Origin of the sequence: Enterococcus pallens ATCC BAA-351 (assembly GCF_000407485.1) — a bacterium.
GTDB lineage: Bacteria > Bacillota > Bacilli > Lactobacillales > Enterococcaceae > Enterococcus_A > Enterococcus_A pallens.
This window is the reverse complement of sequence record NZ_ASWD01000001.1, coordinates 472105-485878: the sequence shown is the minus strand read 5'-3', so window position 1 is coordinate 485878 and position 13774 is coordinate 472105. Positions and strand designations below refer to the sequence as shown.

Below are 13774 nucleotides of genomic sequence, written 5' to 3'. Positions count from 1 at the left end.
GGATGGTTTTTATTCCATGTTTTTCATAAGAGGTTGTTAAAATGGAGTGTTTTTTTAATGATAAGCTTTGTTTTTTTTAATGGAAGGGCGTAAAATAGAAGCATAGAAAGACCAGAGGAACGGAGGACTGTCTCAATGAAGGAGTATTTGCGAAGAATTGAACAGATGAAGCAAAGACTTAGAACGACCAAACCAGAAGTCGATTTGGAAAACGCCCGAATATTAACTAGAGTGTTTAAGGAAACCGCTGGCGAGCCTATAGCAGTCCGAAAAGCCAAGGCCTTTAAGGCTCAATGTGAAGAAAAAACGATTGAAATTTTTAGTGGGGAATTAATTGTTGGCAGTCCAGGCAGTAAATTACGTGGTGGGATAGTAAGTGTAGATACCTGCTGGTCCGTGTTGGCAGATGAACTAGAAACCATTAGTACCCGGGCTCATGATCCATTTTATTTAAGCCCGGAGGATAAAAAACTATTTTTAGAAGAAATTCAGCCTTACTGGCAAGGACGTTCTATCTATGATGCGTGGGTAAAACAAATACCAGAGGATACCAAAATTTTACGGGACAATGGTGTAGTCTTTATTGATAAACGTTTGATGCGGGGATCAGGTGAGGTGACCGCCAGCTATAAACAAATCATTGATGAAGGTTTAGTAGGTATTAAAAAGCGGGTGTTGCGCCGGAAACAATCATTAAATTTAACTGAACCAGGTGCCTATGAGAAGGATTGCTACTTGTCAGCCTTATTGATTACTTTAGAAGGGTTAGAAATTTTGGCTGCCCGTTACGGGAAAGAAGCATTGCGTTTAGCTGAAATCGAAACGGATTGTACCCGTCAAGAGGAACTGATCACGATTGCCCAAATTTGTCAGCGGGTACCGAAATATCCTGCCAGAACCTTCCATGAAGCTTTGCAATCTCTTTATTTCTATCATATGTCTTTATTTATGGAGCAAAATGCAGAAGGATACAACCCGGGACGAATGGATCAATACTTGTATCCTTACTATAAAGAAGATATTCATTCAGATCGTATTACTGAGGAAGAAGCGCAAGAGCTTTTGGATTGCTTGTGGGTGAAATTAAATGAGGTTTGCTTGTTCCAGGATAAAGCAACTGCCACTTTTGTAGCTGGCTACCCAACCTTGCAAAATGTTTGTGTAGGTGGGGTGGACAGTTTAGGCCGTGATGCGGTAAATGAGCTTTCTTATTTGATTTTACAAGCAACGGAAGAGGTTCGTTTGTCTCAGCCGTCCTTGTCTGTTCGGTATAGCTTAGCCAAAAACTCCAATCGCTTCCTACGTCGGGTAGTTGAACTGATTAAATTAGGCACAGGTTTTCCGGCTTTTCATAATGATGATGTTGGCGTGCGGATGCTGATGAATAAAGGGGTACCGCTGAAGGAAGCCTTTGACTGGAATCCCTGTGGCTGTGTGGAGACTAGTCTAGAGGGACGGATGAAGCAATACACTTCGTTGGCAGATATTAATCTAGGCAGTGTTTGTGAACTAGCCTTAACTAATGGAAGAAATCCGAAAACTGACGAAATAATCTCAATTGAAACGGGAGATCCCCGCAGCTTTGGCAGTTATTATGAGTTCAAGGAAGCCATCAAGGCACAAATGACCTATGTAATTGAAGCCTGTGTAAAGGGTAGTCATGTGATTGACGAGCTGTCAATGGATCGCCCTGTCCCTGTTTTGTCTTTGACTCACCGGGAATGTATTGAAAAAGGATTGGATTATTCGCGAGGCGGAGCTAAGTATACGTGCGGAAATGGAATTACTTCTGTTGGAGTAGCTGACCTAATTAACACCTTGGCAGCAGTTAAGGAATTGGTATATGATCGCCAAGCTGTGACGATGGATGAATTGTTAACTGCAGTCGAAAATGATTTTGAAGGCTATGAGTCGATCCGTCAATTGTGCGAGGGAGTCGCTAAATATGGCAATGCTGATCCGGTAGTAGATGAAATTGCCAGTGAAATGTTCACCTTTATCGCTGATGAAATTGAATCATATGAAAGTAAATTTGGTAAAATGACGCCGGGCATTCTGCCGGTGACAGTTAATACTTTATTTGGTTTGTCGGTAGGTGCACTGCCTTCAGGACGTAAGGCTGCTTCTCCTTTGGCTGATGGAGTGAGTCCTAGCGGTGGAACAGACCGCTTGGGCCCGAATGCAATTTTGCGCTCAGTATCCAATATTCCTCATGACCGCTTTGTTCAGGGAACCTTACTAAATATGAAAATTACACCGGACTTGATTCGGACGGAAAAAGGAATTACTCAAATGATGGCGATGCTGAAATCCATTTGCTCACTAGGTATTTTCCATGCGCACTTTAATGTAGTTGATCGTGAAGTTCTGCTGCATGCGCAGGAGGCACCGGAAGAGCATCGAGGATTATTAATTCGTGTAGCAGGCTACACAACCTATTTTGTAGATTTAAGCGAGGAAGTTCAAAATGAAATAATAAACCGAACCCCGCAAAGAGGTCTGGTAGCAGGTGAAGCATGGAAGGAACAGTATTAAGAATTGAACAGGGCTCGCTGCATGATGGTGCTGGTTTACGGACAGTCGTTTATTTAAAAGGCTGTCCGTTACGTTGTGCCTGGTGTTCGACTCCTGAATCACAAAGCAAGCTGATTGAAAAAGGATTTGGTCAGCGAATGACTGCCGATGAAGTAATGGAGGAGATTGAAAAGGATGATGTCTTTTACTTTCACTCAGATGGCGGAGTGACCATTAGTGGCGGCGAAGCATTAATTCAGGCGGATTTTACTAAGGAAATTTTGCAGAAATCAAAATACGTTGGGATTAATACAGTACTGGAAACTAGTTTTTGTGTTCCTTACAATGAAATTCAAAAAGTAGCTCCTTATGTGGATACGTTGTTTGTGGATGTAAAAATTTTTACTAATACGCTGCATAAAAAATGGACAGGCCTAGACAATCAACAGATTTTGACGAATATTCGCCGCTTTTTGATAGGGTATCCTAACTGTGAAGTACGCATTCGGGTCCCTGTGATTCCAGGGATTAATATGAATATTACCGAACTGTTAACAATTGCGTGTTTTGTAGCAGACCTTGATCGTTTTGTGCCGTTAGAATTGCTGCCCTATCATCGCTATGGGATGCACAGCTACAAAGCTTTAGGGTTGGAGTATCCATTAACAGATACGCCAGCACCTTCCCATGAGGAAATGTATGCATTAGCCGATCAGTTGGCTCGAACCGTTCCTCATTTGCCAGTTACAACATTAGCTAAAACATTTATTTATTGATTTTAAGCATCCATTCAGGAATCCGCTGTGATTGCTGATTTTATAGATTTGATGAGGAAAAATCAATCAGAGTAGGCAGGATAAAAGGAAAGACACTCGCTATCTGCAGTGAACTCAAGAAGTTGAGATTGCCGCAGTAGTCGAGTGTCTTTTACTATCTTTTTTCGAAGCTGATTTTTCGGATAAATACTGGGTCGATGGGGGTATCTTCATCGTTTGTTGGTTGGGCTGCAATGTCTTTTACTATTTCTAAGCCTTCGTAAACTTGTCCGAAAACAGTGTAACGACCGTCCAGCTCCGGCAAACCGCCCATATCCAAGTAGGCCTGCTTTACATTTTTAGGAAGGGAAAGCTTAGGCAGCAGGTCAGCCTGAACTTTGGTATTTTGCACGATAAAAAATTGATTGCCGTTAGTATGGGGGCCGTGATTTCCTAACGCCAAAGCGCCATTAAAATGATAAAGTCCCCGATGTACCTCATCAGCGAAAAAGCCATCATAACTAGAAATGGCTTCATCGCCAGAACCATCTAAAGCGCCGCCTTGAATCACAAACTCGCTAATTACCCGGGCAAACGGTGTATTGTCATAAAACCCTTGTTTCGCCAATGTTCGCCAATTTGCTGCAGCTAAGGGAGCTTGATCAGGAAATAACCGGAGACGAATTTCACCAAAATCTGTCAGTAACACACAAATTTCTTCCTGCTGCGGTTTTTCTAATTGAAGCAGAGGAACCTCTGCCACAGAAACGCCTTGATCCTGCCATAGAATATCGTAAATTCGCCAATTCACTCCAGCTTGATTTCCTAACCGAGCCATTGCTAACAAAACCGTATAAGCTGTTTCCTCTGCTTGAAAGGTTAATTGCAGATGACCTCGTAAATCATTGTAGTCATCTGAGGCAGCGACTTGGTAAAACAGCTGCCATTGACTATGCAAATAATCCAATGGCTGATTAGCAAAGGCAGCAAAATAGGCAAGAACTTTTTCCCGCTGCAAGCTGTCAGTTACTAAAAAGCTTTCCAACTGTTGTTTAGGAATTGCCGCTAAAAATGCTTGGCAAACCGCTTTTATTTCAATCGCGTCCCAATGTCGGGCAATTAAATGATTGATTGGTGCCTCAGCATGGTAATCACGCAGGTTATGCAAATTTTTCACCACTTTCTTCTATTTATATAGTCATTACAACGTCGGCAAGGAAGTAAGATAACGTTCTTTGCCTTGAATCACCAATAACTTTTCTACCTGGCAATCTGCTAACAGCTGGCTCATCTCTTTAAAGCCCAACTGATAGTCTTCCGCAATATGAGCATCCGACCCTAAGGTAAAGAGCTTCCCGCCAACACTTTGGTATAAAGGAACGGCATAGCGATAAAGGTCTTCATTGCCATACTTCACAAAGCTCTTAGCATTTAATTCCATCGCCAATTCTCGTTCCACCGCTTTTTTGAAAATCGCCAGCAGCTGATCCTCAAAATGTTCAGCTAATTCTTCCGCTGTGAAGGTGAAGCGGCGTAATCCGTAATCAAAGTGAGTTAAAATATCCCCTTCCGGAAACCCCTCTACTACCTTCAGCATTTGCTCAAAATATCCTCTGGTCGTTTGAATCGGGTCCTTAGTTAAAACTACGTCGTCCATATAATCAAAGCGGCCATTTTGATGAATACTAATCAGCTTTACATCATAGGGATGCTGATGAAGGTAATCAGTAATTTCCTTCTCTTGTCCAGGGACAACACCAATTTCAATTCCTCGCAGAAATGTGGTTGAATACTGTTCTTTTAATTGCTCCAGCTTGTGTATATATGCCGGGTAATCGGGAATGTCATCCTTTCCAGTAGAAGGATTGCTTAGATCAAAGTGATCCGTTGAAACGAAAAACTCAGGCTGATAGGCTAAATACTTTTCAAATTGCTCCTCCGAATCAAAAGAAAAATAGGTGTGGAGATGTTGATCATAATACGACATATTGCCCCTCCTTTTTCTACTATCATAACGCAAAACCTGTGGAAGGTTAACGGGAATTCGCCGAAATTTACAAACCACATCCAACCTTTACATTGTTCACAAGAACTTTTCGCAAAATTGATTCTCTTATTACAAAGCTTTGTTAGAGTGGAATTATCGAAAGGGGATAATGATCAATGAAAAAAATTCGTACCATGACAATCGGGTTAATTTGTGTGACAACATTAAGTTTAGTATTAGCAGGCTGTGGATCAGGGGAAGCCACGAATCAGTCGGCTGCTGAGGATGACTCTTTAGATACGATCATTGAAAAAGCCAAGGAAGAAGGAGAGATTGCCAGCTTAGGGATGCCTGACACTTGGGCAAACTGGGTAGGAACCTGGGAGGACCTTGAAGAAGAGTACGGACTAAGTCATGTGGACACGGATATGTCTAGTGCGGAAGAATTGGCGAAATTTGAATCAGAAGGAGAAAATGGAACGGCCGATATTGGTGATGTTGGGATCAGCTTTGGACCGTTAGCAGAAAGTAAAGAGCTGACACTGCCATACAAAACCAGCTATTGGGAAGAGATTCCTGATTGGGCCAAAGATGATAATGGCGACTGGTTGCTAAGCTACACTGGAACCATTTCCTTTATTACGGATAAAGACAATGTGGATCAGGCACCCACTAGCTGGAAGGAATTACAGGAAGGCGACTATCAGGTTAGCGTAGGGGATGTGACGGTTGCCAACCAAGCGCAATTTGCAGTCTTGGCGGCGGCCATTGCTAATGGTGGTGATGAAAAAGATATTCAACCAGGTTTAGACTATTACAAAAAAATGGCAGAAAAGGGTCGTTTATCGACAGTTGATGCCAGTGTGGCGAACCTAGAAAAAGGCGAAATCGATGTAGCAGTCGTTTGGGATTTTAACGGCTTAAATTATCGTGATCAAATTGATTCCGAGCGTTTTGAAGTGACAGTGCCGACGGATGGCTCCATCATTAGCGGCTATACTACCTTGATTAATAAGAATGCTCCCCATCCGAATGCAGCGAAATTAGCGCGGGAATACATTTTATCTGATGAAGGGCAAATTAATTTAGCAAAAGGCTATGCTCGACCAATTCGTGAAGTCGAGTTGCCGAAGGAAGTAGCAGAAAAGTTATTACCAGAGGATGCGTATCAGGCCGCAGTACCAGTTGAAGATAATGAAGCGTGGGATAAAACCTCGGTGGAGCTTCCAGAGCTTTGGCAATCCGAGGTACTGACCTATGCAAAATAAACTGGATAAGCTAATTGTGGTTATCCTCGACGGCTGTCGTTACGACACAGCCGTCGCCCAGCTTGGGTTCATGAATCACTTGGTGGAGCATGAACAAGCAAGTCTGCTGAAGGTGATAAGTGAAATGCCAAGTAATTCACGTCCGCTATATGAAGTATTGATGACAGGCGTGCCTACTTATGAAAATGGGATTTACAGCAACTACCATGCCCAGCGATCCAAAGAGTGGTCGCTGTTTGAATTAGTCAAGCAAGCTGGCGGCAAAACAGGAGCCGCCGCTTACCACTGGTATAGCGAATTGTACAATCAGGCCCCCTATAATATTTTGGTTGATCGCATTCAACACCAGGAGGAACGACTGATTCAGCATGGAATCTTTTATAGCGAGGACTCCTATCCTGATTCGCATTTGTTTGCGGATGCGAATTATTTAGTTGACCAGTATCAGCCTGATTTCTTAGTGGTACATTCTATGAATATTGACGATGCAGGTCACAAGTTTACCGCGAATTCACGTGAATATACGGCAGCGGTTAATCGGGCAGACGGGTTATTAGCTGTTTGTATTCCCGAGTGGCTGCAAAAAGGGTATCAGGTAGTTGTGACTGCTGATCATGGGATGGATGAGCACGGATTGCACGGCGGAAGCTTGGCTGCTCATCGAGAAGTCCCTTTTTATTTAATTTCAAACAAACGAGAGCAGCTGAAAGAGGAGCCAATGCCGCAATTAATGGCTGCACCCTTGTTTTGCTGGCTATTAGGAATAGCACCGGCTGAAAAAATGCGGGACCTTCAAGCTCTGATGAAAGGATGAGATGATGAAAAAACGCTTGGTTCTTGTTCCAGCATCCTTTATTTTCTGTGCGTTTTTATTGCTGCCTTTAATCTTTATGATTTTAGGCAGTTTGCGTAGCGATTTAACCAACCAATGGACCTTAGCAAATTACAGCGATATTTTCAGCAATAAATATTACACTCAGGCCTTTGTTAACAGTGTGCTGATTGCTGTCAGCTCTAGTGTGATCGGCTTAATTGGCACGTTTATTCTGTGTTTGTGCTTAATGAATCTGTCGACTAAGCTGCAGGAGAAAATTACTTTTGTTTCCAATTTAGCGGCTAATTTTGCCGGGATTCCTCTGGCTTTTTCCTTCATTATTTTGCTGGGTAATGTAGGGGTGTTGAAAATGATCTTGCCATTTCTGGCGGATTTTAATTTGTATTCCTGGTGGGGATTAACGGTTACGTATACGTATTTCCAAATTCCATTAGGGGTTCTATTTTTGTATTCCAGCATGAAGGAAGTCAAAAAGGAATGGCTGGAATCCGCTCAATTACTGGGTGCTTCGCCAACCTATGCTTGGTTTAAAGTGGCCTTGCCGTTTCTGCGTCCTTCGATTGCCAGTACCTTTGTCATTTTGTTTGCCAATGGGATGGGAACATACGAAACTGCCTATGCTTTGACTAGCAGCAACGTCAATCTTTTAACGATTCGAATCGCGGCGCTGGTATCAGGAGATGTGTTTGCTAAACCGAATTTAGGGAGTGCGTTGGCGGTAGCTTTAGGCGTCCTGCTGGTAGCAGCAATGCTGATTATTCAAAAGAAAGGCAAGGTGGTGCAGTCGTGAAAAAGTTAGTTAAACCGATTTTGGCCTGCTTTGGCCTGTATTATTTTCTGCCGATTATCGGTACGATTCTGTATGCCAGCTCCACTAAATGGTCCAAGACGATTTTACCCGATGATTTTACCTTGCAGTGGTTTCAGCAGCTGCTGACAGATAAGGAATTTATTGCTGCGGTGGGGCGTTCTCTTTTATTGGCAGGAGTGGTATTGTTAACGATTCTGTTGTTGATGATTCCTACGATTATTTGGATTCATTTGTATTTTCCTCGGCTAAATCGTTGGCTGGAAAAGCTGGTTTTGCTGCCGTATGCTTTGCCAGGGGTGATTCTGGTAACGGCTTTACTTCGAACCTATGCGAAGACAGGCATTCCTATGTTCATAGTATTGGTAGGTGCCTTGTTTATCACAGCTTTGCCGATTGTCTTTCTTAGTTTGAATAATCAAATGCGGTTAATCAATTTGAAGGAGTTGGTAGATGCGGCAGAAACACTAGGTGCTCCGATGTCGACTATCATTGTCCGTGTGCTGTTTCCTAACATTCGGATAGGTGCGACTTTAGTTTCCCTAATGATATTTTCTTCAGTTTTTGGGGAATATATGCTGACCAATCTATTGATTGGTGGACGGTTCCAGACAGTGCGTATCTACATGCTGCGGCGCATGAACGAAAACGGACATTTGGCCAGTGCGGTGATGGTTTTGTATCTGCTGTTTATGGTGGGAATTGCCTTAACTACCTTTATGCTGACCAACCGCCAAAAGCAGCGGCTGACTGTTAAGCAGACGAGTGAAGAAAAGCAGTCTAAAAATGAAGCCCTTAAAGGAGTCGTGACGGAAAATGTTTTTAGAAATACATGATCTTCATCTGTTTTTCGATGAAAAACAGATTTTAGCTATTGACGAGATTCAAATTGAAAAAGGCGAACTGGTAACATTGTTAGGTCCCAGCGGCTGCGGCAAATCAACGTTGCTGCGCTGCATCACTGGATTGGAAAAACCGAAAAGCGGTGAGATTGTGCTGGACAATGAACATATTGCCGATAAGCCCACCAAGGATCGCAATATTGGTTTTGTTTTTCAAAATTATGCGCTTTTTCCTACTATGACGGTATTTGAAAATGTAGCCTTTGGTTTAAAGGTAAAGAAGCTGAGTGCTGAGGCAATTCAGGAAAAGGTGCTGAAAATGCTGGCTTTGGTGGATATGACTGAGCATGCGGATAAAAATGTCCAGTTTCTTTCTGGTGGTCAACGACAGCGGGTGGCGTTGGCCCGATCCTTAGTTACTGAACCAAAAGTCTTGCTGCTGGATGAACCTTTAAGTGCATTGGATGCACGTATTAGAAAACAGCTGCAGCGGGATTTGCGTAAGATTCAGCAATCCTTGGGCATGACCATGATTTTTGTGACCCACGATCAAGAGGAAGCGATGCGAATCAGCGATCGGATTTTTGTGATGGAGGCAGGCCGAGTGGCGCAGGTTTCTAATTCCAGAGAGCTGTATCAGAATCCTCAGAGCCGTTTTGTTGCGGAATTCATTGGTAATTATAATCGGTTTGAATGGTTCGAGCTGGATCAATATACCCGTGAGTTTTCTGCTAAGGGCAATCGCTACATTTATTATTTACGACCTGAGCTGATTCAATTTGAGCCGATTCCTCAAGGGGTTAAGATTCCCATTCATTTAAAGGAATCCTTCATTCTTGGCAACATTCAACGCTATGTTTTTCAAACATTGGAGGGCAAAGAAATCTTAGTGGATCGCTTGAATGATCAGGAAGAAAAAATTGGCGATGCGTTGTATATCCAACTGAAAGATATTTTAGCGATTCCCGTAGAGCTTGATGCGCAGCGTCTGGCACAGAAAAGCTAGTTTTTAAGGGGCAGCCTTTCCTTTCATCATTGACTTTTTCAGTCGCAGTTTTTATGCTGGAGCTGTAGAAGGTATACAGCTTGTGCCAGTATTGAGTCAAGGAGGGAAGCAAATGACAAAAGCACTTATTTTTGATTTCGATGGAACCATGATCGACAGCGAGTGGTTGTTTTATGAGAGTATCAATACTTATTTATCGGAGCAGTTTGACTATCAAATTTCCCTTGCAGAGTATCAGCTAGGGGTGGGGACAGCGGCAGAAATGTCCTTTTATGAACGGATGAGTCAAGCAGTGGGGCAGCCCGTGGATGTGGAACGCTTTGAGCAGCGAATTCTGGAGGACCAGAAAAGAAACTATGCTACGGCTGAACTACGACCGGGAATCAGTGAACTAATAACGCAAGCCTATCAGCTGGACTGGAAAATCGGAGTAGTTTCAAATTCAGAAATGCGGGAGCTAGCTTACTATTTTGATACTCATCCCACGATCAAGCAAAAAATCGATGTTTTTGTAACGATTGATGATCTTCAGGCGGGGAAACCAGATCCAGCAGGGTACTTGTTGTGTTTGAAACGGCTGGGGGTTGATCAGGCTGTCGTAATTGAAGATAGTCCAGTAGGCGCACAAGCAGCGGTGGCAGCGGGATTAGTTACCTATGTTTATCCTAATGAATTGACAGCAGACATGACATTTCCAGCTGAGGTGAAAGCTTTTCGACAAGTTCAGGAAATATTTAGCTAATACAGTAAAAAGCTTGATCAGCAGATCAAGCTTTTTTGCGGTAGTGAAGTTCGATTAACTCGCCAAACTGACGTGTTTCTACAAAGGTCAAACGAGCAGCTAGGCTATGAGGTCCAAATAAGCGTTTGCCTTGGCCTAAAAATACTGGAGCAATTTGGATGAACCACTCATCAATAAGATTGGCTTCGATTAGCGGGTGCAGCAATGTACCGCCGCCCACGATCCAAATATCCTTTTCTTCTTCAGCTTTCAATTGCTGGACATAGCCGACTGGATCAGCATGAAGCGTGAGTTGTCCATCGACAGCTTTCTGATTACGGGAGAAAACAACAATTTTCTGATCTGGATACAAGGGCTGGTTTTGATTTAACCGCAGTGCCTCTTCATAAGTAATCCGCCCCATCACTACGGTCCCAATGGTTTCAATAAACGCTTCGTAGCTGGTGTGATCTCCCACGTGGGTTTGCAGCAGCCAGTCCAAGTCTTCGTTTTTTCCTGCTAAATAACCATCTAAACTAATGGCGCCGTAAAAGACAACCTTTCCCATGACATCCGCTCCTTTGCTGGTTCAAGTATAACAAATCCGCTGTCTCATTCTTCTTTTTCTGCTTAGCAATAAAGTGCAGTCTTTTGCTGAAAGGGATGAAAACCGCTAGAATAAAAGGGAGGAGGCAGGCAAATGACATTTTATGGAATTAATTATATTGAAAGTCAATCGAGTTTCAATGATTATATCAAATACGGCATTATTTTTTTGGCATTGATTTTTATGATGGTAGCCTTCAGCCTGTACATGCGGCATCGGATTCAGACGAAGTATCGTGATTTAAGTATTATGTTTTTCTTGTTGCTGGTATTTATGCTGGGGGTGCAATATTCTGACTATGCCCAAAATCAAAGCCGGTATACACAATCATCGCAAATGGTGGCTTTTATCAAAGAGGTGGCACAAGAATTTGATATTAAGCAGGAGGATGTGCTGGTGAACTCGGTACAGTTTACAGATGGCGTAGTAGTGAAGATTCAGGATACGTATTACACAGTCAATTTAAGTGCTGACCAAAGCTCTTATCGGTTAACGGAAACCTATTTAATGAACACACAAGTTGAGGTCAATAAGTAAGGAGGAAGAGGATGGCGACATATTATCCAGTCATTTTAAAATTTGCATTAGGAATTATTTGCTTAATTTTTCAAATTAATATCTCGGGTAAGGGCAACCTGGCTCCTTCATCGGCTATGGATGCTGTACAAAATTATGTCCTTGGCGGAATTATTGGCGGTGTGATTTACAACGATTCGATTACGGTGCTGCAGTTTGTCTTGGTACTGGTTATCTGGACATTTTTAGTGATGTTGTTGAAGTTCATGAAGGAGCACAATCGGTATGTGAAAGTATTGATTGACGGCAAGCCGGTGAATTTGATTCAAAATGGACAGGTGGAGGTACAGGAGTGTTTGAAGCACGGCATTTCAGCCAATGAGTTGATGTTTAAATTAAGGAGTAACGGAATTTATGAGGTAGAGAAGGTGAAGCGGGCGATCTTGGAACAAAATGGTCAGCTGACCATTATTGAGTTCGGCGATGAAAATATCCGTTACCCGATTATTGTGGACGGCCAGTCAAACGAAGATGTCCTGGAATTAATTGGCAAGGATCAGAGCTGGTTGATTGCAGAGATTAAAAAACGTGAATTCAGCAGTATTTCGGATATTTACTTAGGGGAATATGTTTCTGGAGATTTGCGATTAAGTGGTTATAAGCAATAATTGCATGCGAGGCATGGATTCAATCCGCTAAAAACCGATCCTTCATTTAGGTGAAGGATCGGTTTTTTAGTGATGAATATAGTTTTCTAAAGGCTTTTGATAAGTCGACCAATCGATTGCTTCACCATTTAAATACTTAGCTAAAAGATAGCCGATGTAAGGACCGGTAGTTAAACCGGAGGAACCCAAGCCACTTGCCACCAGCAAATCATCCCGCAGTACCCCGAAAAAAGGTGCGAAGTCGGAGGTGTATGCGCGGGTGCCCACTCGAAAATGATAAGGAGCGGAAAACAGTTCGGTTGGCTTGGATAAAAATTCGGCAGCACTGCTGCTTAACTGTTGAAAGGCCTCTTTGGTAGCTGCTAAATCCCAGCCGCTATCATTTTCGTGCGTTGCCCCCAGCAAAATTTTTCCTTCAGCAAAAGGAATTAAATCTGCTTCGCCATCCAGCATGGCAACGGGCCAGCTAGCCGACTCGCGATGATCGGTTTGAAAAACTAATAATTGCCCTTTTTGCGGACGGATGTCTGTTTGGTAATTCAATGGCTGCAGTAAAGCCTTCAAATGCGGTCCCGGGGCTAAGATAACTCGATCATAGTGGACAGGCCGATTATCCGCCAATACAGTTAATGAGGCAGCTTGTTTTAGGGTTACTCGCTGGTTGACCAAATGAGCGCCCTTTTTTTCTGCCAAAGAACGCAAGCGCTGTAAATAGGCTTTGCCGTCTAAACGTCCACCGCCGGAAATGGCTAAAGCCGCCGTCGGTTTCAATAAAGGAAGCCGTTCAGCTGTTTCTGCTTCTGTTAATAGCTCAATCTCGCCAATTGCTGGAGCAGCCTCTCGCCGTTTCAAGGCCAAATCATACAGTTCCTCTAATTGGGATTGCTTCCGCAGCAGCAAAGTTCCCGAACGCTGATAAATCCCAGCATCCAAATCAAAATCTTGAATCAGCTGCGGGAAAAAGCTGGCGCCGTCTTTTGCTAAGGCATACCATTGCTTGTTGCGCCGTTTAGACAGCCAAGGAGAAATTATGCCCGCACTGGCACCAGTCGCCTGACCGGTAGGCTGATCATAAATCGTTAGATCAAATTTTTCTCTATTTAAGTAATTCGCTAAGGTTAGGCCGATGATGCCGCCGCCGATAATGGCCACTTTTTCCATAAGAATTCCTTCTTTCCGCTATTTATTCTGGCATAAATAGACAAAACAAACAACTGAAAACTTTTTTGGGATTTTACTTTACCTGT

14 protein-coding genes and 1 pseudogene are annotated in these 13774 nt (G+C 43.0%); 10 read left to right on the top strand and 5 right to left on the bottom strand.

Annotated elements, in window-relative coordinates:
* Positions 1 to 135 precede the first annotated feature (135 nt).
* Both I588_RS02355 and I588_RS02350 read left to right on the top strand, forming a co-directional pair.
* Positions 136 to 2535: a glycyl radical protein gene (locus I588_RS02355; protein ID WP_010757336.1), complete on the top strand. Its 2400-nt coding sequence runs from the start codon at positions 136 to 138 to the stop codon at positions 2533 to 2535.
* Positions 2517 to 3290 (top strand): glycyl-radical enzyme activating protein, encoded by a 774-nt coding sequence (locus I588_RS02350; protein ID WP_010757335.1) that lies wholly within the window; start codon positions 2517 to 2519, stop codon positions 3288 to 3290. The genes I588_RS02355 and I588_RS02350 overlap by 19 nt, the downstream gene beginning before the upstream one ends.
* Positions 3291 to 3444: 154 nt before the next feature.
* On the opposite strand, the gene I588_RS28135 is transcribed toward I588_RS02350, so the two are convergent.
* The 3 genes and pseudogenes from I588_RS28135 to I588_RS02340 all read right to left on the bottom strand — a co-directional run bounded on the left by I588_RS28135 (position 3445) and on the right by I588_RS02340 (position 5256).
* Complete coding sequence (locus I588_RS28135) at positions 3445 to 3978, bottom strand: peptidylprolyl isomerase (protein WP_342662613.1); 534 nt, start codon at positions 3976 to 3978, stop codon at positions 3445 to 3447.
* A 78-nt stretch (positions 3979 to 4056) separates the two neighbouring features.
* Positions 4057 to 4437: pseudogene (locus I588_RS28130) on the bottom strand (peptidylprolyl isomerase); the annotation flags it as partial.
* 33 nt (positions 4438 to 4470) lie between these two features.
* On the bottom strand, positions 4471 to 5256 hold the full coding sequence (locus tag I588_RS02340) for a PHP domain-containing protein (protein WP_010757333.1): 786 nt from the start codon (positions 5254 to 5256) through the stop codon (positions 4471 to 4473).
* A gap of 176 nt (positions 5257 to 5432) precedes the next feature.
* Here I588_RS02340 and I588_RS02335 point away from each other — a divergent pair, with 176 nt between their 5' ends.
* From I588_RS02335 to I588_RS02310, 6 genes are all read left to right on the top strand, one after another.
* On the top strand, positions 5433 to 6524 hold the full coding sequence (locus I588_RS02335) for an ABC transporter substrate-binding protein (RefSeq protein ID WP_010757332.1): 1092 nt from the start codon (positions 5433 to 5435) through the stop codon (positions 6522 to 6524).
* Positions 6514 to 7338, top strand: a complete 825-nt coding sequence (locus I588_RS02330) for an alkaline phosphatase family protein (RefSeq protein WP_010757331.1) — start codon at positions 6514 to 6516, stop codon at positions 7336 to 7338. The genes I588_RS02335 and I588_RS02330 overlap by 11 nt, the downstream gene beginning before the upstream one ends.
* 4 nt (positions 7339 to 7342) lie before the next feature.
* Positions 7343 to 8149, top strand: a complete 807-nt coding sequence (locus I588_RS02325; RefSeq protein ID WP_010757330.1) for an ABC transporter permease — start codon at positions 7343 to 7345, stop codon at positions 8147 to 8149.
* Positions 8146 to 9003 (top strand): ABC transporter permease, encoded by an 858-nt coding sequence (locus I588_RS02320; RefSeq protein WP_010757329.1) that lies wholly within the window; start codon positions 8146 to 8148, stop codon positions 9001 to 9003. The genes I588_RS02325 and I588_RS02320 overlap by 4 nt, the downstream gene beginning before the upstream one ends.
* Complete coding sequence (locus tag I588_RS02315; RefSeq protein ID WP_010757328.1) at positions 8984 to 10015, top strand: ABC transporter ATP-binding protein; 1032 nt, start codon at positions 8984 to 8986, stop codon at positions 10013 to 10015. The genes I588_RS02320 and I588_RS02315 overlap by 20 nt, the downstream gene beginning before the upstream one ends.
* Positions 10016 to 10127: 112 nt before the next feature.
* Positions 10128 to 10757, top strand: coding sequence for an HAD family hydrolase (locus tag I588_RS02310; RefSeq protein WP_010757327.1), 630 nt, complete (start codon positions 10128 to 10130; stop codon positions 10755 to 10757).
* A 25-nt stretch (positions 10758 to 10782) separates the two neighbouring features.
* Here the strand turns inward: I588_RS02310 and I588_RS02305 are convergent, their stop codons facing one another.
* A complete protein-coding gene (locus I588_RS02305) occupies positions 10783 to 11304 on the bottom strand; it encodes a dihydrofolate reductase family protein (protein WP_010757326.1) in 522 nt (173 codons plus the stop codon).
* A 132-nt stretch (positions 11305 to 11436) separates the two neighbouring features.
* On the opposite strand from I588_RS02305, the gene I588_RS02300 reads away from it, so the two are divergent.
* Both I588_RS02300 and I588_RS02295 read left to right on the top strand, forming a co-directional pair.
* The gene (locus tag I588_RS02300) at positions 11437 to 11880 is read left to right on the top strand and encodes a DUF3290 domain-containing protein (protein WP_010757325.1); all 444 of its coding nucleotides are present in this window, start codon (positions 11437 to 11439) and stop codon (positions 11878 to 11880) included.
* 11 nt (positions 11881 to 11891) lie between these two features.
* Positions 11892 to 12527 carry a DUF421 domain-containing protein gene (locus tag I588_RS02295; RefSeq protein ID WP_010757324.1) on the top strand — a complete coding sequence of 212 codons (636 nt, stop codon included), beginning with the start codon at positions 11892 to 11894 and terminating at the stop codon, positions 12525 to 12527.
* A gap of 66 nt (positions 12528 to 12593) precedes the next feature.
* Here the strand turns inward: I588_RS02295 and I588_RS02290 are convergent, their stop codons facing one another.
* Positions 12594 to 13688: an NAD(P)/FAD-dependent oxidoreductase gene (locus tag I588_RS02290; RefSeq protein WP_010757323.1), complete on the bottom strand. Its 1095-nt coding sequence runs from the start codon at positions 13686 to 13688 to the stop codon at positions 12594 to 12596.
* Positions 13689 to 13774 lie beyond the last annotated feature (86 nt).

What these genes read in the sequence shown, in the direction of transcription:
- I588_RS02330 (WP_010757331.1), top strand. Translation starts at nt 6,514, where the DNA reads ATGCAAAATAAACTGGATAAGCTAATTGTGGTTATCCTCGACGGCTGT.
- I588_RS02290 (WP_010757323.1), bottom strand. Translation starts at nt 13,688, where the DNA reads ATGGAAAAAGTGGCCATTATCGGCGGCGGCATCATCGGCCTAACCTTA.
- I588_RS02295 (WP_010757324.1), top strand. Translation starts at nt 11,892, where the DNA reads ATGGCGACATATTATCCAGTCATTTTAAAATTTGCATTAGGAATTATT.
- I588_RS02335 (WP_010757332.1), top strand. Translation starts at nt 5,433, where the DNA reads ATGAAAAAAATTCGTACCATGACAATCGGGTTAATTTGTGTGACAACA.
- I588_RS02315 (WP_010757328.1), top strand. Translation starts at nt 8,984, where the DNA reads ATGTTTTTAGAAATACATGATCTTCATCTGTTTTTCGATGAAAAACAG.
- I588_RS02325 (WP_010757330.1), top strand. Translation starts at nt 7,343, where the DNA reads ATGAAAAAACGCTTGGTTCTTGTTCCAGCATCCTTTATTTTCTGTGCG.
- I588_RS02305 (WP_010757326.1), bottom strand. Translation starts at nt 11,304, where the DNA reads ATGGGAAAGGTTGTCTTTTACGGCGCCATTAGTTTAGATGGTTATTTA.
- I588_RS02310 (WP_010757327.1), top strand. Translation starts at nt 10,128, where the DNA reads ATGACAAAAGCACTTATTTTTGATTTCGATGGAACCATGATCGACAGC.
- I588_RS02340 (WP_010757333.1), bottom strand. Translation starts at nt 5,256, where the DNA reads ATGTCGTATTATGATCAACATCTCCACACCTATTTTTCTTTTGATTCG.
- I588_RS02350 (WP_010757335.1), top strand. Translation starts at nt 2,517, where the DNA reads ATGGAAGGAACAGTATTAAGAATTGAACAGGGCTCGCTGCATGATGGT.
- I588_RS02300 (WP_010757325.1), top strand. Translation starts at nt 11,437, where the DNA reads ATGACATTTTATGGAATTAATTATATTGAAAGTCAATCGAGTTTCAAT.
- I588_RS02355 (WP_010757336.1), top strand. Translation starts at nt 136, where the DNA reads ATGAAGGAGTATTTGCGAAGAATTGAACAGATGAAGCAAAGACTTAGA.